The sequence below is a fragment of the Roseibium sp. RP-7 genome (assembly GCF_053005225.1).
The window spans coordinates 522,849-542,680 of the sequence record NZ_JBRKQA010000002.1 but is presented as its reverse complement, the minus strand read 5'-3'; the positions used below and the strand labels follow the sequence as shown (position 1 = coordinate 542,680).

Genomic DNA, 19,832 nt, shown 5'->3' with positions numbered 1-19,832 from the left:
TGGCTCACATAACTGTTTGTTCTTCTGTCAATCCCGCCCGATCGGGCGCGGACTGATACAACACTGTCTGTCTGGCCTGACGCATGCGGCGTCAAAGATCCGGGCAGTGGTGGAAAATGCGTGGTCAGGAGGCGGGTACAAAAAAAGGCCCCTTTGGGAGCCTTGGTCGCGCGCCATCCTGTCCGTACGGGGTTATCCCGCCGCGGAGGCGCGCTTTCCTACTACTACTAGAATGAGCGACATTGCCATGTCGTCCCGGTCCTTTGATGCTGCAGGCCGTCTGGCCCGGTTCGACGTCGTTGTGGAACTCCCGGAACCGGGTTTGTCCCGCCAACCTGAGGCAAGCCGATATGACAGCGACTTCAACAAGCTGGCCCAAGCCCGTCACGTCTGCCCCGGTCTTGATGCGCCGCACCCTAGTCAGGCGGATAAAACCGGTCAAGCCTTAATTTCGAAAATTGCGCAAAAGATCGAAGATGTTTCTGAAAGTTGCCTTTTGGGCGGCGTTAACGAGCTTTCCTTCCGGCGGCTGCGGATTTTCTCCGGGTTGCGTTCCTCGCAGACCGGCCATGATAAAAAATTGTCATAAAAACCGTTGCGCCAAATCGGATCGCACTATATACACCCGCCATCCGACGTGCCGCGCGGTTCTCGCGGCCCTGTCGCTTTGGGTGTGTAGCTCAGTTGGTAGAGCAGCTGACTCTTAATCAGCGGGTCTGGGGTTCGAGCCCCCACTCACCCACCATCAACCTTCCTTTGAAATTGCTGAAGAAATTGCGGTAAAGCGCAATTCCTGCGCCGTGAGCATTGAGATCGCGTGCGGCGTCGCGCGGTTCGTTCGGTGATGCGAAGCGGCAGGCAACAGTGAGCAAACGTGCTGAAGCTGTGAAACACCTTTACATCATCTTCACGCCGTTTATCTAGAACCCAGCCCAGATTGGCCGGGGCGTTGAACGAGATTCTATTATCCGTGTCGCGTCTTTCAGAATTACCGGATTGAAAAATTAAGGATAGTCATTATGCGGAAAGTATTGATTGCAATCGTTTCGCTCGCAATTGGAAGCTCTGGTCTATTGCTTCTTTATTTTCAGCTGTTTGTTTGGGGCTATATTCACGCGATGGCTCTAATGGCTGTAGGTTTACTTCTTGCAGTCGGCTTCGGTTGGTTTTGGGTTGATGTTCTACGTCCCGCAATAACAGGGCGTGACGATCAATAATCCCATAGGCTCGTTGCTAGCATATCTAGTGAAGTTGCCTGCGTGGCGGTCTACTATTTTGGTTGGGACAACTCGGCATCAATGACCTTCCGTGCGCCTGCAAGTTCCTGTTCGACCTGGCATGACAGCAAATAGAGCCCCTCGTGTCCGCCTGTTCATTAGTACCCTCGGTGATTGACGAGGCCGCTGCTGGTGACGTGTTCAGGGCATCGAGAACGGCCAATCCAATTGCCTGAAGCATGCCTAAGCATGTCTGGCACCAATAGGATTTATTTGTCTGTCCCGATAAGTTGACGCGTGGTGCCAACCAAAATAGTAGATCGGCGCGCCATGGCGAATTACTTGAGGGCAGCTGGTCGACAGCGCTGAGACAGGCGCTGGAGACAAGCGTGCTGCGCGGCCTTGGCAACAAGCAGGTGATCAAGATCGATCGATCGGCAACGCACTGCCTGCTGACCGACCTGTCGGCCTATGACAAGCATGTGGAAGGGAAGCGGGGACGGTCGCTTCGCTTCATGGGGTGTTCCACGCGCGAAGATGCCTGTTTCACGAAATGTGTAGAAATTTCTGCCGTTGGTCTTGCATTGCACGTTTACACGGACAATGGTGAAGCGGTGGGAACTTTCCCATAGTGATTTGGCCTACGACGAAGCTCCGACGGCAAGCATTCGAAGGGCTCCGCAATTGGAGTTCGCCAGCCTGTGGGCCATAAAGGCGGGCCGATGATTTACGGAGGTGGTGCTCCTGATCATTGGCCCCCGTCGCACGAGGCAATTCCTAACATGCAGTTAAAATCAGTCCGGTCACCTATATATAGTGGTCATCAACAAGTTTGGCACAAAAACCTTGTGAAAACTGCTAATGTTCTCAGGCTAATCTGAGTAAAGTTCTGTTTGGCAGACCGAATCATTTCCGCTTTTCAAGCCCATACCAGCTGCTGCGATGATCCTTTGACGGATAATTCGGTCGGGTTCCACCCGCGCCCCGCCGCGCCTAGTGCAGCGAAAGCGCCGGCGCTTCGGCAGATCCATAACCGACCTTTCGTCCTGGAACAGATCACAACTGACAATCGTCATCTTCTGGCAGCGAATGCAATGTGTCTGCATCTCGGTGCAATGTTCTTTTCCATATGCGAGGTGGTCGTTCGTCCCAGTGGTACTAGGCGTGTCCTTTCCATGCCTTGTCCAAGGTTGTGAATCTCCGGTTGAAAACTCCCGTTCTTTCAAACCGGTACCCGCAAGTTTTAACCTTGATATTTTTTCTTGTTTGACCGCCTTGGCAGACAACTTAACGTGCTGCCAAGCAGGGAAAATCGGTGCCTATTTAATCTATTGGCAAACAAGGCGATCGCCGCGTTTGACGCGGCCGCTCTTTGCAGGATGCGGATGAAGGGCAACATCAGACGGGACATCCATGCATAAACTGGATTTCGAGTTGGACAAGGCACAGCTGAAACGTGCCTGGGGCGTTATAGACAGGGAGTTTCAACGCCTGGGGCTGATGCTGCGCCGCGGGTCGGATTTCGATGTTGTCGAGGCCATGGCAGCGGCCAGCGGCCTGAAGCGACTGGAGGGGCATTTCACCCCCAGTCTCAACACCTATACGCCTTCACAGGCATTCTGGCTGGCGCTGGTGGACGAGGAAGACCGGATGGTCGGGCGGGTGTGCGCCCGTTTCGACAGAATGGCCTATCCGATGACGCTGACCGATTTCTGGCGCAAGTATTTTCATCGCTGCTACCCGGACGCGGAAGGCGGCAAGGTTGTGCTGAGTGACAAGCAGCCGCGCGTTGGCCGGCGCATTACCGGCGACGTTGTATATCTGGGCGGAACGGAAGTTGCCAAGGAGTGGCGCGGTTCGAAGCTCGGCGGCCTGCTCAACCAGATGGCCCAGATCGAGGCATTGGATGAGTGGGGCGCCGGCTTCTATTACGGCTGGGTGCAGGGTTTCAACTTCATGGACGGCTTCTGGCGCGACTGCGGCTTTACCCGTGCACACTTTCATGCACTGAACTGGGTTGAACCGCTGCCTGGTACGCTGGATGCCAATCTGATTTTTGTTGCGAACACAGCTGACGATGTGTGCGATCTGATTGATAGGATCGCGAATGGACTTCAAGCAAAGTCATGAGGCAGAAAATCCGCGTGAACCCGGCACTGGTGCGGAATTTCACGAGGAGACGCTGCAGCGTCATGTCCGGCACACCTTCGCCCAGCTTGTTGCCTGTGCGCTGGATATCGAACCAGGGCTCGCCTTCCATGGCAATCTGGTAGGCATCAGCAACGCCCTGGCGGTAGACTGAGGGAAGGAAGCTGGTCGGCGGACGTGGTGTTTCCGGGTCAAGAGCCTGTGGAAAGAACCGGCGGAAGGTGCTGTGCTTGCCCACAAAGGTCAGCGGCGGCACGTCGCCCGGCTCGGCGGTCGGCAACGTCATCAGCAGATACGGGCTCAGCTGCGTCATGCGGCTGTCCTGCACGATGATGCCTTCGTTTTCGCGCCAGGTCTTGAACAGAAACTGCGTCTTGTCTCCCGCCAATCCGTTTTCGATCAGCGAGAAGGGTAGCGGCTCAACAAAAGTGTTGATGCTCATGGACGCCTCCAAAGGGACTGGATTTCGGAAGAAACCCCTTCTGCATGGCTTCGGCATAGATGTCATATCTTGCCGCTGCCGCCAACTGGGCACGTTCGCCGTCGCTCAGCAGGCTGGTCTGGTCGTGGTCGAACAGATCGAAGCAATGGAAATCGAGCAGGAACAGACAGTCATATCTTGCTGCAATTTCAAATATTTCCAGGAATTCGAGCTGCTCTTTGGTGTATTGATCTTCGCTCATCCCTGCCGCCTTGTCTTTACATGTCATTTTTTGTTTTGCCTTTCAGACAATTTCCGGCGTCGAGAAACCCATTGAACGGTCTGCTCGCCTGGAAAGCGGCCGGCTTTTCGCGCCGGTACATCTTACAGGCGTCCCCTGATGTGCAGAGGCCGCTTCAATCCGAGATTGGTATGGATCCCGTTTCGCCAATCGCAGATTAGCAAAGAATTTTGCTGCACGCGAGATTTCTTCTTCAACTTTCCTTAGGTGTTACCCAAGAAGCGCAGAAGTAGTCGCCCGTGCACTGTCACGTCACCTGCAAGTTGACGGTTTTCAAGCCGAAGACAAGGCCAAGACAGCCGAAATCCACCTTTCCGGCAGCGTCAGGAAAACGCCGGAACCGATAGCTATCGGTTGGGGAGGGGGCGGCGGGAATCGCGTTGACCAGTGATGCGTCGAGCCCGGTTCCAGCTGTCGTTCTGATCAGGACAGTTAGCGCGCCAGGGTGGACGAATGGCGCTAGCTCGGCGGGCAGGGCACCGGCAGCATGTGCTGCGATTGGCTCCCGACCCTTGCGCCTTCAGGCCTGTTGTGCAGCTTCCGCTTCGCGCAAATCCAGTTTCTTTGCGGCCGTGTCCAGAGACCTGATGTCCGAAGAGGCGGCGATTTCCCCTGCCGCCGCATAGCGGTCGTGGTTCTGGGCCACCTTGCCGAGATCGTAGAGGTAATTCACCATCACGCCGGCAGATTGGGCACGGCCCTTTGCGGAGGTGTCCGCTTCTGCGTGGACGGCATGCACCAGTGCGCCGTTGCCCAGATGGAAGCGGGCCACCGGGTCAACCGGTTGTCCGTCCTCGCGGCGGGCTGACAGAAGATAATGCGCGGCGAGGGTGCGCAGCAACTTCGGGTCCGCGTCCTGGAAAGCAATGCCTTCCGCCGACAGCCATTTCGTCAGGCCAGGGATCGGCGACAGGGTGACGAAGGTTTTCAGTCCCGGCAATTCTGCCGAAAGATCGGCCGCCACCTGCTTGATCAGGGAGTTGCCGAAGGAAATGCGGGCCAGGCCTTCCTGGCAATTGGAAATCGAATAAAACACGGCGGTACGGGCCGTGGCCGCTGTGATGGGTTCCCTGTCACCTGCCAGAAGGTCCTGGATGGAACCCGGGATGTCTGCGGTGAGCGCGACTTCCACGAAGATCAGCGGTTCGTCGGGCATGGACGGGTGGAAAAAGGCGAAGCATCTGCGGTCGCCAGGGGCCAGGCGGCTGCGCAGGTCTTCCCAGCTGGTGATTTCGTGCACGGCCTCATAGGCGATGATTTTTTCAAGGATATGTGCCGGACTTTCCCAGCTGATCGGCCGCAGCACCAGAAAGCCCCGGTTGAACCAGGAAATGAACAGGTGTCGGAAATCCTGGTCGAGCGCCTGCAATTCCGGATCGGCGCCGCCGAGACGCAGGAGGTCGGCGCGCATGCGCACCAGTTGCTCGGTGGCACCGGGAATCTGGTTCAGCCGTCGGATCAATTCCTGACGCTTGGGCTCCACAGCCGCCATGAACGCCGTGTATGTCTTCCGGTTCGGGCTCGCCTCATAGGCATCAAGGGCAGTGCGCACGCCGGCCGGATCTATGTTCATGTCGTGGGCAAGGTGGCGGAAGAACTGTAGCTTGTCGCTGTCCTCCATTTCCTGAAACCGCTGCAGGAGCGTGCTGGCCGCGGCAAGGCCCGTCACGTCGCCAGCTGTGCCGACAAGTGCGCTGACCAGATCCTCCATCGGCCGATTGTCGCGCCGGTCCGGCGCCGCTGTGCGATAGCGGCGCTCGAAGATGGTCGACAGCAGGTCGCCGAGAATGGTCATGTGGGCCTCCAGAACGTCCAGTGAGGGGTGGGCTCTGTCCTGAAGATAAGAGGTGTGAGGCTTTGACCCAATTCCCCAAAAGAGGCAATCCGGGCACGAACGCCCGGGTTGGATTGCCTAACAGCCAGTGTGCCTAGGCGGCTTCGCTGTTCTGCTGCTCGAGCGGGCCTTTCTTCAGCGATTTGAAGAAGGCCGCCACTGCTTCGGTGAGCTGCCCGGCATTGGAGGACATGCTTTCCGCGGAGCTCAGCACGGTCTTGGAGGCCGCGTGAGTGGTTGCCGCATTCTGGGCGACACCGTCTACAATTCCGGTCACCTTGTTGGTGCAGGCCACGGTGTTGGTCACGTTCTCCTGTATGGCCTGTGTCGCTTCCGCCTGCTTTACCGAGGCGTTGGAAATCATCGTGGTAATGGATTCGATTTCCGTAATGGTTTTGGAAATCGTGTCGAAGGACTGAGCCGTATCACGGCTGGCCGCGTCGACTTCCTCCAAAGACTGGGTGATCTCCTGTGTCGCCTTGGCTGTCTGCGTTGCCAGTTCCTTCACCTCGGCAGCAACCACCGCAAAGCCCTTGCCCATTTCACCGGCACGGGCCGCCTCGATGGTGGCATTGAGTGCCAGCAGGTTTGTCTGGTCGGCAATGGAGGAAATCAGGTCGATGATCTCGCCGATCGCTTCGGCGGAAGTCCGAAGGCTGTTTGCCTTGTCCTGGCCTTGCGTGACCTGGGAAACGGCAGCACGGGCGATTTCGATGGAGCGTTCGATCTGGCCGCTGATTTCGCTGGCCGTCGAGGACAGATGATCGGCAGCAGATGCTGCCGCATTCACATTTTCGGCTGTCAGGTCGGCCGCGTCGGCAATGGCGGTCACGACTTCCGAATTGGAAACGGCAGAGGTTTCCATTTCCTCGGCCGTTCCTGTCATCTGCTCGGCGGAAGCCATCAGGCTCTGGGCAATCTGGCTGATCTGGCTTTCAAAGGAATCCGTCGACTGGCGGAAGGCTCCGACCCGGCCCTTGATGGTCTCGATGGCCATGTTCATGATTTCCGCATTCTGCAGATAGCTGCCATTAAGGCCACCTGGCTGGATGCGGCGGTAGTAGCGGTTGTTCTCGATTGCCGTCATCGAGGCGGCAGCTTCACGCAGGAAGGCGTCCGTCCGGTCGATCATGTGGTTCATGGAAGTCATCAGCTCACGAACTTCACCGGCTTCGGTGTAATCCTTGGCTCTCACCTCGAAGTTGCCCCAGCCGATCTGGCTGCAGACCTCCGTCGCAGCACCAAGCCCCCGCCGGGTCCGATGTACAGCGGGCAGCGCGAAAAGCATGGCCAGCATTACGATGGCGCCACAGAAGACTGTAGCCATGGTCAGGCCCAGCAGGGCGCAGACCACCGTCGCCGCGCCGCCCACAAGTGCGACACCCGACGCGATCGTGGCGTTAAAGAGTGTGAATGAGCTCATCATAGCTCACGCCTTTCGATTGAAGGATCGATACCAGCTGATCGTGACCGGCCTGCATGCCGGTCTTGCGGTTGTCCGCCTGCTGTTCTGTCTGTCGCAACTGGGCGTAAAGCGGGGTGATGATGTCGTCGACGATACGGCGGTTGGGCACCCGGCGATTGGAATGGTAGCCGATGATCTTGCCGCTCTCGCCATAGGACGGCGTGACATGGGCCAGCACCCAGTAGTGATCGCCGTTCGCGGACATGTTGACCACATAGGCGAAGATTTCTCCGCCGGCCTCTATCGTGTCCCACAGCAGCTTGAAGACACAGCGTGGCATGTCCGGGTGACGGATGAGGCTGTGCGGCGCATTCTCCAGAGCCTTGCCATCGAAACCCGCAATATCCCGAAAGATGTTGTTGGCGTAGGTGATGCGCCCGCGCGTGTCTGTTTTCGAGACGATCAGGTCCCGTTCGGAAAAGAACCGTTCCACCCCCGTCGGGGTGACCTTGTACTGGGTCATCCTTGGTGCGCCCGCTCATGTTGGCAATTCAGGGTTAGGGTACGGTTGCGTGCTTAATGATCCTTAAATGAAAGCGGATGAGGTTTGATTTTTAACTATATGAATTCATTCGTATTTCTAACGATGTCATCTTTCGCTGTAGAGAGGTTTGTTGAGGCGAATTGTTGCCGATCTATTTGTTACTCTGACGCTATTCTTCGATTCTTCCGAAGGGTTTGGGCGATGTTCCTTTGGAGGAACTTCAATCGGCAAGTTCCGCGTTGCATGGCCCCTGGCGCATGTTCGGTTGTGCTCAAGCAAAACCTGCAGGGCGGCATCGCCTGCAGAGAACCGGGTCCGAGAAACTGCGGACTTTTCAGAAGGGGGGCTTAGGCTGTATAGAGGGCGCCAATAGCCGGGTGGTGCTTTTGCCCCTTGGGCCCGGCGTCTTTCAAGAAACAGAACAAGCCCCATGAACGAATTTCTCGTTGCCGCCCTTTATATGTTTACGCCGCTCGACGACTTCGAGGCCATGCGCAGTCCACTCAAGGCCTATTGCGAGGAACGGGATGTGCGCGGGAGCCTGCTGCTTGCAGGGGAGGGTATCAACGGCACGATTTGCGGGCCGGAAGCCGGTGTGCGTGAGGTCCTTGCGCATCTGCGGTCGGACCCGCGGCTTGCCGGGCTGAACCACAAGGAAGCCTGGACCCACCGACATGTCTTCAAGCGCATGAAGGTGAGGCTCAAACAGGAGATCGTGCGGCTTGCGGTTGACGGGATCGACCCGAATGAGATCGTCGGCGAATACGTCAAGCCGGAAGACTGGAATGCCCTGATCTCCGATCCGGATGTCGTCGTCATCGACACGCGCAACGACTACGAATTCGCCTTTGGCACGTTCGAGCGGGCGCTCAATCCGAAAACCCAGTCGTTCCGGGAATTCCCGGCCTGGGTGGACGGCGAAGACGAGCTTCAGAAAAAGCCGAAGGTCGCCATGTTCTGCACCGGTGGCATCCGCTGTGAAAAGGCGACGGCCTGGATGCTGAAAAACGGCTTCGAGGAAGTCTATCACCTGGAAGGCGGCATCCTGAACTATCTGGAGAAGGTGCCGGAAGCCGACAGCCTCTGGAAGGGCGAATGTTTCGTCTTCGACGACCGGGTGTCCGTCGACCATCAGCTGCAGCCACGCTGGGGAGAATGGATCCCCGAAGAGGCCCGTCACATCATCAACGAGGACACCGACTACGAGAAGAGTGCCCGCGCTGAAGCTGATGACGAAGAGGGCGAACAGCAGATCGTCAGGGCCGTTTCTTAACGGATATTAACTTTTTCGCTTTAATGCCTTGTGGAACTTCCCTAAAGTCAGGGTTGCGGGAGATCTCCTGCGCCAGACTGGGGGAAAGTACATGCGTCACAGCTTCTGGAGCGCGCTTGCCGCGCTGATCGTAAGTCCGTTGGTCAGCACGTCCGTGCTGGCCGGAGGCAAGGCACTGTCCTGCTATGAACAGGCCACAGTGCCGGCCGTCTACAAAACTGTGAACGAGCGAGTGCTCGTCCAGCCGGCATCCAGCTACGTGGTGCAGAAGCCGGCCGTCTACAGTTATCAGGCCCGGCGTGTTCTGGTGCAGCCGGAGCGGGTCAGCTATCGTACATCGCCTGCCGTCTACCAGACACGGCAGAGCCGGGTTCTGGTTCAACCCGCCAGCGTCGGCTGGGAATACCGGGTCATTAACGGCCGCAACATCCTGTGCAAGGTGCAGAACCCCGCTGTTTATCGAACCGTCAGCCAGAAGGTTCTCGTGCAGTCGGCCTCACGTGTCGCTGTACGCCAGCCTGCCATTTACAGCTCCGTGAAGGAAAAGGTGCTGGTTCAGCCTGCCACGAGCTACCGGGTGCAAAAGCCCGCGGTTTACCAGACGGTCAGCCGCCAGGTGCTGGTTCAACCCGCCCAGACAGTCTGGAAGCCCGTAAAGGTGCGGGGTTGCCGCTACTAGGTGACTGGGTCAAGATCGGTCCTCTGTCCGTTTTCCGGAGCAGGCTGAAAGCCGGTTACCTGACCAGTTGTGGGGCTGAAACATGATTTGCACATTGATTGCGTCTTCCATCCTGCTCAGCATGGAGGACGGCTCCATGGCCGTGCTCATTCCCGAAAACCAGTCGGTCCGCATTTTCAACGAGCAATCGGTGAAGGGGGAAGGGGCCGTCGTTCACCTTTACGGGGAAACGAAAATCCAGGTACCGGGTGTGAAAGCGGAGCAGATCATCGAGGCTCTCAGGGACTGCCAGCCTCCGAAGGATGCTGAATAACCGGCCCTAAACAACTGCCGTCGACAGACAATCGTCAGGCGGGCCGCTCAAAAACTCGTCCCGGCATGGCCTCCGAGCCAAAGGCTCTCCCTCATCCTGAGGAGGAGGGATGTTTATCTTCACCCTGATGTTGTGCCCGGGTCGGCGGAACGGATGACAGGCCAAATGTGCGGCAGAAGCCGGTTACAACAGAAACCGACTTGCCCAATGCGTTGCTTTTGATCAGCTTTTTGCTGTCCTGAACCGGTAGGTCTTCAAGCCGATCTTGCCGTGACCTTCCACCAGGAACAGGCCGCCTGACAATGTGTCGGGTTCGACTGCGGTCGGGTCGGCGGGCTGCTTGATGCTGGTAACGATCAAATGGTCCAGATCCGGGCCGCAAAAGCAGGGCATGGTGGGCTTGTCGACCGGAAGCTTGATGGCGGCAAGCAGATTGCCGTCCGGGGCAAAGCAGTTGAGCACGCCGGCGGATACCCCTGCGCTCCAATAGTTGCCTTCGGTGTCGACCGCTGCGCCATCCGGCCGTCCGGTGTCGTTGGTCTGCTGGGCGTACAGCATCTTGGAGCCAAGTGCACCGGTCTCCGGGTCGAAGCCGTAATATTCGATCCAGCCGGGGGAGGTGTCGGAGTGGTACATGTAGGTGCCGTCCGGCGTCCACGCGAGCCCGTTGGAGCATTGCAGTTCGTCACGGATCTCGGCAACGTCGCCGCTGCCGTCGACCCGGTAAAGACCGGCAATCGGTTCACGCGGTGAGCTGGTGTCCATGGTGCCGACCCAGAAGGCCCCATCCGGGCCGACCTTGCCGTCGTTCAGCCGTGTGCGCGGCTCATCCGCCTGAACTTCCGCCAGAACCTCGCTGGCACCGCTTTCGGGATCGAACAGAACGATCTTGTCCCACACGCTGACAATCAGGCGATTGTCATCCGTCAGGCCGAAGGAACCGACCTCATTGTCGAATTGCCATGTGGTGATCTCGCGGCTGGCCCAATCCATGGACTGGATGGAGCGGCCCTGGATGTCGGCCCAGAGCAAGCGGTTCAATCTGTCGTCCCAAGTCGGACATTCTGCAAGCTGGTAAGTCGTATCGATGAAACGGGTGATCGTATGGGTCACCGGAGCGGGTTCCTTGAAAAGCCGGGCACTTGAATGGATGCGGACTATACCTGCCAGTGCTGGCTGCGTCGAGACGCTGGATTTAGTGGCGGAATTGCAGGCGGTTTGGTTGTGGACCGGTCCTGAAGGGAACTCATGTTTCGCCGTTCAGGGGAATCGCCGTGCGTCTGACGATCGGCCGGATGGCGAAGGACGATTTCATTCTGAGAACGCCTGGAAGCTGGGCAAGGTGGTCGCGGTGGATGCGTTCGAAGTCGATCGGGTCCCGGGCCGAGAGGCGCAGGATGTAATCGGCATCACCCGCCATCAGGAAACACTCCATGATTTCGCCGGACCGGGCCACGGCGCGTTCGAAATTCTCAAGCGTTTCCTTGGACTGGCCGGTCAGCGAGATTTCCACGAAAACGTCCATGTGCCGGCCGAGTTTCTTCTGGTCCAGAAGCGCGACGTATTTTTCGATGATGCCGGCTTCCTCCAGCGCGCGCATGCGCCGCAAACAAGCGGAAGGGGAAAGCCCCACCTTTTCCGCTAGGTCCGCGTTGGCGATGCGGCCGTCGCTTTGCAGAACGTTCAGGATCTTCTGGTCGAGGCGATCGAGTTTCATTTTTGCTGCACCGCACATAATGCCGAGTTCAAGATAATACATAGCAGATAATTTGAAGAAATATCAATTCGACACAATAAAATTGCGCGTATTTGAATGGAGTCCCCCGGGAACGCAAGCACATTCGACGAAAACAGGCGTAAAATAATCGGCAATCAATAATGCTTCCAGAGGAGTCGAGTTATGCGCATTGGTGTGCCGAAAGAAATCAAAAACCACGAGTATCGGGTTGGTCTGACCCCGAACAGTGTTCTTGAAATGGTGGCTCATGGCCACGAAGTTGTCGTTGAAACCAATGCCGGTGTCGGCATCGGCGCCAGTGATGCCGACTACGAAGCAGCAGGCGCGAAGATCCTGGCGACAGCCAAGGAAGTCTTCGATGCCGCGAACATGATCGTGAAGGTCAAGGAACCGCAGGCCGTCGAACGCGCCATGCTGCGCCCCGACCACATTCTCTTCACCTATCTGCATCTGGCGCCAGACGCGGAGCAGACCGCGGACCTGGTAAAGTCCGGTGCGACCTGCATTGCCTATGAAACCGTTGTCGATGCTCGTGGCGGTCTGCCGCTTCTGGTGCCGATGTCCCAGGTTGCCGGCCGCCTGTCGGTGATTGCCGGTGCCAAGGCGCTGGAAAAGGCCCAGGGTGGCTCCGGCACGCTCGTGGGTGGTGTTCCCGGTGTCGAACCGGCCAAGGTCGTTGTCATCGGCGGCGGTGTGGTCGGCTCGCATGCCATTACCATGGCGCTTGGCCTCGGAGCCGATGTCACCGTTCTCGACCGGTCTACCGCCGTTCTGGGCAATCTCTCACAGACGTTCGGTCCGGCACTGAAAACCGTCTATTCGACCAAGGCTGCCCTGGAGAAACATGTGCTGGAAGCCGACATGGTCGTCGGTGCGGTGCTGGTTGCCGGTGCGGCGGCACCAAAGCTGGTTTCGCGCGAGCTGGTCAGCCGCATGAAGCCGGGCTCGGTTCTCGTTGATGTCGCCATCGACCAGGGCGGCTGCTTCGAAACCTCCAAGGCAACGACGCATTCCGAGCCGACCTACATCATCGATGAAGTCGTTCACTACTGCGTCGCCAACATGCCGGGCGCCGTGCCGAAGACGTCCACCTACGCGCTGAACAACGCCACCCTGCCGTTCGCTCTCGCACTGGCAGACAAGGGGGCCAAGAAGGCGCTGCTCGATGATCCGCACTTCCTGCCGGGCCTTAACGTGATCGGCGGTCAGGTGACATGTGAGGCGGTCGCAACCGCTCTCGGCTATGCCTACGTCGATCCGAAGGTTGCTCTTGAGCAGGCCAAGGAAAGCGCTGCTGCCTGATAAGGGGACTTCGCTTCAAAGATGAGAAAAGCCGGTCCGTTGGGCCGGCTTTTTGCTTTCTCAACGGGATTTTGGACTGACGTGACAGCGGTGAGCCCGTGACCTGCTGTTCGGCGCAACTCGCGTTGAAAATGTCGGTCTGTTTCGCAGGTTATTGCATTCCTGATTTCACAGGGGAGCAATCAAACCTTATTTGCTGTGCGAAAGGGGTTACGGGCAGCGGACCTTGTAAGGTGTGCCCTGTTCATCCGTGGCAATGCAGTTGCGCGGGGTGGTGACGACACCGATCAGGCCACCACCGACGGCGCCGAGAGCGGCGCCTGCAAGGGTCGCGTTCACCGTGGAACCGGCAACGGCGCCGATCGTGGCACCGGTTGCAGCACCGAGACCTGCCCCGATCAGCATCCTGTCCCGTTGACTTTCGGTGTTGGCGCAGCCTGTCAGCACAATGGCGAGACTTGCGGCTGCAAGGACGGATCTCATCCAGAACCCCTTGGCGAAAAACATGTGTCTACCAAGGGTGGAGATCTATGGTTAACAGTTTCTTACCAAGGCGGATTTATCCAAGGCAGATCCTGAAAGCAAAGCGGGCATGCCCATGAATCCATGGGCATGCCCGGTATTGTCGTTAAATTCGTCCGCTCTGACGATGGTCAGGACGACAGAGAACCTGGCCTTACGGGCAGGCGACTCGGTAGGGGTTGCCATACCGGTCATGCGCCACGCAGTTTTTCGGTGTGGTCGCAGCGCCGATAACAGCGCCACCCGCAGCACCGATAGCGGCACCGGCGAGAACCGGAGCTGCACCGGCACCGGCAGCGGCACCGACAATGGCGCCGGTCGCGGCACCAAGTCCACCGCCGACAAGCGCGCGGTCTCTCTGGCTGCTTGACTGACAGCCGGCGAGGGCGATGGCCGCAAGGGCCACCAGCAGGATCTTTTTCATTTCGTAAACCTGTGAAGACCCGATCGACTCAGGTCAGTTGAGATCAGGGGCAGGCGACGCGGTACGGGTTGCCATACCGGTCGTAGGCGACACAGTTCTTGGGTGTCGTTGCGGAGCCGATGATGGCACCGCCTGCAGCACCGATTGCCGCACCGGCGAGTGCCGGGCCGACGCCGTTACCGGCGGCAGCACCGATCACGGCACCGGTTGCCGCGCCAAGACCGCCGCCAACAAGCGCGCGGTCTCTTTGACTGTCAGACTGGCAGCCTGCCAGAAATGCGGCCGAAGCGGCAATCAGAAGGAGTTTCTTCATAGTTTTCTTCCCAACGGTCTATTACCGAAACGAAAAAGGATCGCTCCCGATTACGGGCAAGCGACCCGGTAAGGATTGCCGTAGCGGTCATAGGCAACGCAATTCTTCGGAGTCGTTGCGCTGCCGACAATTGCACCACCGGCTGCACCGATTGCACCACCAACCAGGGCGCCGCCGACATCGCCGGTTGCCGCAGCACCGATTGCTGCACCGGTTGCCGCGCCAAGACCACCGCCTACGAGGGCGCGGTCGCGTGAGCTATCGGATTGGCAGCCCGCCAGGGCAAGGCCTACTGCTGCGAGCAGAACTAGTTTTTTCATGAAATCAGTCTCCCTGTCGGACCGCAACCTTGGCGGGTCGAATGTATAAAATCTTTCCAAGCCTAAGCTGCTTTGCACGTTGGGGCAATCTCTGTTTGCCACAGCCGGCCCGTGTTCATCGTGAATACCAATTAGAGTTCTTCAACGATGTGAACCAGATAGGGCCGGTTGGGCAAAATTATGACGAGAACGCCTCACGTATTAACGCGTAAACAAAGGTGTGGTTCCCGCGTCAACTTTTCAGGGCGGCAAGCAAGCCTTTTGTCGAGGCGTCCTTGGAATCTGCAGAGACTTCGCCCTTGACCATAGGAAGCAGGGCAGTGGCCAGTTCCTTGCCCAGTTCCACACCCCACTGGTCGAAGGAGTTGATTCCCCAGATGACGCCTTCGACAAAAACCCGGTGCTCGTAAAGGGCGATCAGACGGCCGAGTGCGAAGGGTGTCAGCTGGTCATAGACAAGGGTCATGGACGGCCTGTCGCCCGGGAACACCTTGTGGGGTGCCAGACGATCGACTTCGTCTGCAGCCATTCCGGAAGCGTTGAGGAGTGCCTTTGCCTCGTCAAGCGTCCGGCCGAGCATCAGGGCTTCGGACTGGGCCAGGCAGTTCGCAACCAGAAGGTCGTGATGATGTTTCAGGTCTTCTTCATGGCCGTTGGCGGCAATCAGGAATTCACACGGGATGACAGTCGTGCCCTGGTGCAGGAGCTGATAGAACGCGTGCTGACCATTCGTGCCTGGTTCGCCCCAGACCAGTGGACCGGTTTCCTCGGTCACGGGACTGCCGTCCAGCTTCACGCGCTTGCCGTTTGATTCCATGTCGAGCTGCTGCAGGTACGCGGGCAGGCGAGACAGGCGCTGGTCGTAGGGCAGAACGGCGCGGGCGGAAAGGCCAAGCGCGTCCCGGTTCCAGACGCCGATCAACGCCATCAGCACCGGCAGGTTTTTTTCAAGCGGTGCTTCGGCGAAATGTGTGTCCATCGCATGGGCGCCGGACAGAAAGTCACTGAAGGCGTCCGGTCCGATGGCGATCATGAGGGGCAGGCCGATGGCCGACCAGACGGAATACCGGCCGCCGACCCAGTCCCAGAAACCGAAGACGCGGCTTTCGTCGATGCCGAAGGCGGCTACCTTGTCGAGGGCGGTGGAAACGGCTGCGAAGTGGTCGCCGACAGCCTCTTCGCCAAGAGTGCCCGCAATCCATTTGCGCGCGGTCTGCGCGTTGGTCATGGTCTCGATGGTGGTGAAGGTTTTCGAAGCGACGATGATCAGCGTTGTGGCCGGGTCGAGTTTTTCCAGCGTATCGGCAATATGAGCGCCGTCCACATTCGAGACGTAGTGCAGCTCCGGACCATCATGATAGGGGCTGAGCGCGATTGTCGTCATGACTGGCCCAAGGTCCGAGCCGCCGATGCCAATGTTGACCACGTCGGTAAAGGCGTCGCCGGTGGAGGAGGTCAGATCGCCGGAGCGGACCGCTTCGGCAAAATCTGCCATCGCGTCCAGAACCGCACGTACATCGGGCATCACATCGGCACCGTCGACCAGAACCGGCTGGTCCGACTGGTTGCGAAGCGCTGTGTGCAGGACGGCGCGCTTTTCGGTGCCGTTGATCTTCTCGCCGGCAAACATGGCCGCACGTTTGCCTTCCACATCCGCAGCGCGGGCAAGGTCGAGCAGCAGGTTGAACGCCTTGTCGTCGATCCGGGACTTGGAATAATCGAGCAACAGGTCGTCTGTCCTGGCGGAGAATGTGTCGAACCGGTCGGGGGCGGCCGCAAACAGTTGCCGCAGGGAGGTACCCTTCAATTGTTCCGCCTGCCGGTTGAGAGCCTCAAATGCTGCTTCTAGCGCCATGAACAATCCTCTTAAATCGATTTAACAGCTTGTTTTCGCGCTGACGCGCGCGGGGCATCCATTAGCATACCCGCCCGGCGAGGGGGAGAGGAAATTCAAGGAGAATGCCGCCGGAAACAGGCAGGTGGATTCCGGCGGCTGAGGCCAATCAGTTGGAAATCGGGGCCAGCAATTCAGGGGCTGTCACAAGTTGGCGAATGCCGTGGGAATGATCTTCCTTGAAGACGTTGCCTTTTTCCGCCCAGGCGTTGAGCGAGTTGATGTCCAGCTTGGCGCATTGCGGATGCACGCTCCAGGTCACCTGAAGCGGGGAGCATGTCGACTGGGTGAAGCTGGGACCTGTTGTCGACCCGATGAAGGTGACCGGTGTGCCCGTGCCTTCCGGCAATGACTTGGCCTGATGCAGGCTATTCACGATGTTGCCGTCATAATCGAAGTCGAGGAAGCTCAGTGCCTCGGGATCATTCACGACGAGGAAGACCTGAGCCTCGACACGAAGTTGCGGATTGGCGCAGGCATCGCTCAGGCAAGAGCCAAGTCCTTCACCCGGGGTGATGTTGCAGGATGTATGCACCCAGTGGACTTCGATCGTGTCGCCGGGCTTGACGCCATGGAAAGCTGACCCAGCGGGTTCTGCCAGTTCAGCCTCGGTCAGGTCGGCGGTCTCGTTGCACTTGTATCCGCCATGATCTCCATCGCCGGCAAAAACGGTGAAGCCAGGCCCCTTGTGTTCCGCGTTGGTATGCGTGTGGATGTTGCACAGGTTCAGCTTGTCGGCGGATGGCGCTATCGAGACAGAGGAGGTGTTCAGCCCCGCAGTCTGAGAGATATCGCGTGGAGTTTGTGGGCCGAAACCCTGACAGAGCTCTTCTGCCTGAGCCTGGGAGAGAAAACCGAGGCCTGCGAGGGCCGCAAATGTAAGTCCGATGTATTTCGCCATGGTAGTCTCCTGCGAATGTTGTTGAGGCAGGCTGTTGGGCGCATTCAAGAAAAGGTAGCCGAAGAGGCGAGGATGATTTGAACGCGCATTTGAAAGGAACGCCAATTGCAAAAATTGCTCAGGGTAGATCACCGTTCAGGGCAAAAAGCTCCGAAGTTGGCGGAAAACAACGATAAATTGAATTGTCTGACTGTATTTTAAGTGAAATGAAAGTTTGCTCAAGGTAAACTAAATCTATGAATTCCGAAAACAAATCACACGGTCTGACCCATCTGCTCGATCAACCTGATGCCGAGGAAGAAGTCCTCGTGGTTGATTTCGACAATCTCTCGGTCATCAACGCGGTTGCATCCAACGTCAGCGAGTGGGGCTTCCGGTTGACCTCTCCGGATATCGGCGAGCTTTACAAGAACATCGGGGTTCGGCCCAAGGATGCTAGCAAACTGGTGAAGGCCCACGTCACTTCCGTGAAGGGCAATGATGCTGCTGTGGTCTTCGCCAAGAGCGAGAAATCCGTTTCGGACAAGCGCCGCGAGAAACGGAACAACGTCAGCATTCCGGTAAAGATCGCGGACTTGGACGGAATTACGGAAATCAGTGGCACGATCGTTGATGCCGGCAAGAACGGTTGCCGCATAACTGCCAAAGGTCTGACAGCGCTTCCAGAGGAAGTTCTGCTGACGATGAAAAAATTCGAAAGGCCGGTCGTCGCCGAATTCGCCTGGCGCAATGACACCTCTGCCGGCATGCGTCTCTTGTGGGATCGGACGCTTGAGCAGGACGACGATCACGGAGACGACGACGAGACCGACGTCACCTCAGAAACGGATACCGAAGAAGCCCAGAGCGTCTGACATGGCCCGCTTATACTGCGGTCGGCGTGTGTCCCAATCAACTTCCCACAATTGACTGAACTTCCCGCGAGGACGTGAAGGAAACGCGGCGAGCGGTGGTTTCACGCGTCCATCCGTACCTTGGGGACTGGGCGAGTGTTCGGCCTGTCTTCGAAAAGGGGATTGTCACTTTTTTCAAAAATTTAGTTTTTAATCCGGAACTTCTTTCTCTCTCGGTTGTTCTCACAGTAACCGCCTCATCAATAGCAATACTGATGTTGCCGGCTTGGGAAATCACAGTGAGAGGAAATAATATTATGAAACGGATTATCACCGCTACCGCGATGTCCTTGATGCTGACAACATCACTTTACGCGGCAAACGAAGTAAAACCGCTCCAGACTTATGAATTCAATGAGTCTGCAAACATGAGTGATGTTCTTGCATCTGATCTGATTGGCATGCGGATCTACTCGGTCGAAGAAAACTATGACCGGTTCAACGAAGACTATCAGGCTCAGGCTGACGAAGAAAAAGACTGGGACGACATCGGTGAAGTCAACGATGTGATCCTTGGCTTCGACGGCTCGGTAAAGGCCGTTATCCTGGGTGTCGGTGGCTTCCTTGGTATTGGCGAGAAAGACATCGCCCTTCCGATGGAGCAGCTGAAGGTCGTCCGCGAGCAGGATGACGCCGATAGCTACTTCCTGGTGGTCAACGCCAACAAGGACGTGCTGACCAATGCTGCGGCGTATGAGAACCCGTATGCTGACGAAGCGGAAACGGCTGCCACACAGACTTCTGAAGGTATGGAGAAGCCTGCTGATACGGCAATGACGACGGAAACCGACACGTCGACCGAAACCGCGATGAGCCAGGATAGCGACGCCGGCGTGACGGCTGCTCCGGAAACTGCAATGGCGCCCCAGACCGATGCTGATGGTCGTGCGCTTCTGCCGCGTGCCGAAGTCGAGCGTGAAGGCTACACCGAAGCGGTCGTTGCCGAACTTACGGCCGACGATCTTGAAGGTGCCACCATCTACGACGCCAACGATGAAGACATCGGTGAAATCGATTCACTCATCGTGAGCCAGGACGGTACCATCGAAAAGGTGATCCTTGATGTTGGCGGCTTCCTGGGTATCGGCGAGCGTGAAGTTGCCGTCACCTTTGACGAGCTGCAGATCATTCGCAACGAAGACGGTTCCGACCTGCGCGTCTATGTAGGCGCCACCAAGGAAGAACTGGAAGCTCAGCCGGACTACGTCGCTGAGTAAGAGTAGTGGACTGCTCCGGGTGTCATCACCCGGGGCAGCCTGACACAGCGTCCGGTTCTATCGAGATCCTTCCCGATATCCGGACGCCTATCCCGAGACAGATGGCTTCAACAGGCGTCTGTCACTTTCTCAAACCTCAACACATGCAGCAGTTGGCCGGAAGCCTCCGGTCG

At 57.8% G+C, this 19,832-nt stretch carries 22 protein-coding genes and 1 tRNA gene; 12 read left to right on the top strand and 11 right to left on the bottom strand.

Annotated features, from left to right (window positions below; all coding sequences use genetic code 11):
• Positions 1-232 precede the first annotated feature (232 nt).
• The 6 genes from ACVDG9_RS17180 (at position 233) to ACVDG9_RS17155 (ending at position 4,123) form a co-directional block, all read left to right on the top strand.
• The gene (locus tag ACVDG9_RS17180) at positions 233-589 is read left to right on the top strand and encodes a hypothetical protein (protein WP_075283518.1); all 357 of its coding nucleotides are present in this window, start codon (positions 233-235) and stop codon (positions 587-589) included.
• A gap of 80 nt (positions 590-669) precedes the next feature.
• Positions 670-745: transfer RNA gene (locus tag ACVDG9_RS17175), tRNA-Lys, on the top strand.
• Between the two features lie 861 nt (positions 746-1,606).
• On the top strand, positions 1,607-1,849 hold the full coding sequence (locus ACVDG9_RS17170; RefSeq protein ID WP_152510194.1) for a hypothetical protein: 243 nt from the start codon (positions 1,607-1,609) through the stop codon (positions 1,847-1,849).
• A gap of 781 nt (positions 1,850-2,630) precedes the next feature.
• Positions 2,631-3,347 (top strand): hypothetical protein, encoded by a 717-nt coding sequence (locus ACVDG9_RS17165; RefSeq protein WP_023000594.1) that lies wholly within the window; start codon positions 2,631-2,633, stop codon positions 3,345-3,347.
• Positions 3,325-3,519 (top strand): hypothetical protein, encoded by a 195-nt coding sequence (locus ACVDG9_RS17160; RefSeq protein WP_447238540.1) that lies wholly within the window; start codon positions 3,325-3,327, stop codon positions 3,517-3,519. The genes ACVDG9_RS17165 and ACVDG9_RS17160 overlap by 23 nt, the downstream gene beginning before the upstream one ends.
• 76 nt (positions 3,520-3,595) lie before the next feature.
• On the top strand, positions 3,596-4,123 hold the full coding sequence (locus ACVDG9_RS17155; RefSeq protein WP_447238539.1) for a hypothetical protein: 528 nt from the start codon (positions 3,596-3,598) through the stop codon (positions 4,121-4,123).
• A gap of 484 nt (positions 4,124-4,607) precedes the next feature.
• On the opposite strand, the gene ACVDG9_RS17150 is transcribed toward ACVDG9_RS17155, so the two are convergent.
• From ACVDG9_RS17150 to ACVDG9_RS17140, 3 genes are all read right to left on the bottom strand, one after another.
• Positions 4,608-5,882 (bottom strand): malonyl-CoA decarboxylase, encoded by a 1,275-nt coding sequence (locus ACVDG9_RS17150; protein WP_062488210.1) that lies wholly within the window; start codon positions 5,880-5,882, stop codon positions 4,608-4,610.
• 133 nt (positions 5,883-6,015) lie between these two features.
• Positions 6,016-7,347: a methyl-accepting chemotaxis protein gene (locus ACVDG9_RS17145; RefSeq protein ID WP_447238538.1), complete on the bottom strand. Its 1,332-nt coding sequence runs from the start codon at positions 7,345-7,347 to the stop codon at positions 6,016-6,018.
• Positions 7,322-7,849: a PAS domain-containing protein gene (locus ACVDG9_RS17140; RefSeq protein WP_023000600.1), complete on the bottom strand. Its 528-nt coding sequence runs from the start codon at positions 7,847-7,849 to the stop codon at positions 7,322-7,324. The genes ACVDG9_RS17145 and ACVDG9_RS17140 overlap by 26 nt, the downstream gene beginning before the upstream one ends.
• A gap of 451 nt (positions 7,850-8,300) precedes the next feature.
• On the opposite strand from ACVDG9_RS17140, the gene trhO reads away from it, so the two are divergent.
• The 3 genes from trhO to ACVDG9_RS17125 all read left to right on the top strand — a co-directional run bounded on the left by trhO (position 8,301) and on the right by ACVDG9_RS17125 (position 10,135).
• On the top strand, positions 8,301-9,143 hold the full coding sequence (gene trhO, locus ACVDG9_RS17135; protein WP_023000601.1) for an oxygen-dependent tRNA uridine(34) hydroxylase TrhO: 843 nt from the start codon (positions 8,301-8,303) through the stop codon (positions 9,141-9,143).
• A 91-nt stretch (positions 9,144-9,234) separates the two neighbouring features.
• The gene (locus tag ACVDG9_RS17130) at positions 9,235-9,822 is read left to right on the top strand and encodes a hypothetical protein (RefSeq protein ID WP_023000602.1); all 588 of its coding nucleotides are present in this window, start codon (positions 9,235-9,237) and stop codon (positions 9,820-9,822) included.
• Between the two features lie 82 nt (positions 9,823-9,904).
• Positions 9,905-10,135, top strand: a complete 231-nt coding sequence (locus ACVDG9_RS17125; protein WP_023000603.1) for a hypothetical protein — start codon at positions 9,905-9,907, stop codon at positions 10,133-10,135.
• A gap of 222 nt (positions 10,136-10,357) precedes the next feature.
• Here ACVDG9_RS17125 and ACVDG9_RS17120 read toward each other — a convergent pair whose 3' ends face one another.
• Positions 10,358-11,248, bottom strand: a complete 891-nt coding sequence (locus tag ACVDG9_RS17120) for an SMP-30/gluconolactonase/LRE family protein (RefSeq protein ID WP_447238537.1) — start codon at positions 11,246-11,248, stop codon at positions 10,358-10,360.
• A gap of 133 nt (positions 11,249-11,381) precedes the next feature.
• Entirely contained in the window at positions 11,382-11,852 is a 471-nt protein-coding gene (locus ACVDG9_RS17115; RefSeq protein WP_023000605.1) for an Lrp/AsnC family transcriptional regulator, read from the bottom strand.
• A gap of 183 nt (positions 11,853-12,035) precedes the next feature.
• On the opposite strand from ACVDG9_RS17115, the gene ald reads away from it, so the two are divergent.
• On the top strand, positions 12,036-13,175 hold the full coding sequence (gene ald, locus ACVDG9_RS17110; RefSeq protein WP_023000606.1) for an alanine dehydrogenase: 1,140 nt from the start codon (positions 12,036-12,038) through the stop codon (positions 13,173-13,175).
• Between the two features lie 210 nt (positions 13,176-13,385).
• On the opposite strand, the gene ACVDG9_RS17105 is transcribed toward ald, so the two are convergent.
• From ACVDG9_RS17105 to ACVDG9_RS17080, 6 genes are all read right to left on the bottom strand, one after another.
• Complete coding sequence (locus ACVDG9_RS17105; RefSeq protein ID WP_006932815.1) at positions 13,386-13,658, bottom strand: YMGG-like glycine zipper-containing protein; 273 nt, start codon at positions 13,656-13,658, stop codon at positions 13,386-13,388.
• 193 nt (positions 13,659-13,851) lie between these two features.
• Positions 13,852-14,121, bottom strand: a complete 270-nt coding sequence (locus ACVDG9_RS17100; protein WP_023000608.1) for a YMGG-like glycine zipper-containing protein — start codon at positions 14,119-14,121, stop codon at positions 13,852-13,854.
• A gap of 43 nt (positions 14,122-14,164) precedes the next feature.
• Positions 14,165-14,434: a YMGG-like glycine zipper-containing protein gene (locus ACVDG9_RS17095; RefSeq protein ID WP_023000609.1), complete on the bottom strand. Its 270-nt coding sequence runs from the start codon at positions 14,432-14,434 to the stop codon at positions 14,165-14,167.
• 50 nt (positions 14,435-14,484) lie between these two features.
• Positions 14,485-14,754: a YMGG-like glycine zipper-containing protein gene (locus ACVDG9_RS17090; RefSeq protein WP_055655348.1), complete on the bottom strand. Its 270-nt coding sequence runs from the start codon at positions 14,752-14,754 to the stop codon at positions 14,485-14,487.
• A 232-nt stretch (positions 14,755-14,986) separates the two neighbouring features.
• Positions 14,987-16,609: a glucose-6-phosphate isomerase gene (gene pgi / locus ACVDG9_RS17085; protein WP_447238536.1), complete on the bottom strand. Its 1,623-nt coding sequence runs from the start codon at positions 16,607-16,609 to the stop codon at positions 14,987-14,989.
• A 148-nt stretch (positions 16,610-16,757) separates the two neighbouring features.
• Positions 16,758-17,549, bottom strand: a complete 792-nt coding sequence (locus ACVDG9_RS17080) for a delta-class carbonic anhydrase (protein WP_447238535.1) — start codon at positions 17,547-17,549, stop codon at positions 16,758-16,760.
• 236 nt (positions 17,550-17,785) lie between these two features.
• Between ACVDG9_RS17080 and ACVDG9_RS17075 the strand changes: the two genes are divergently transcribed.
• The gene (locus ACVDG9_RS17075) at positions 17,786-18,403 is read left to right on the top strand and encodes a PilZ domain-containing protein (protein WP_208997681.1); all 618 of its coding nucleotides are present in this window, start codon (positions 17,786-17,788) and stop codon (positions 18,401-18,403) included.
• Between the two features lie 296 nt (positions 18,404-18,699).
• Entirely contained in the window at positions 18,700-19,659 is a 960-nt protein-coding gene (locus ACVDG9_RS17070; protein ID WP_075284425.1) for a PRC-barrel domain-containing protein, read from the top strand.
• Positions 19,660-19,832: the final 173 nt, after the last annotated feature.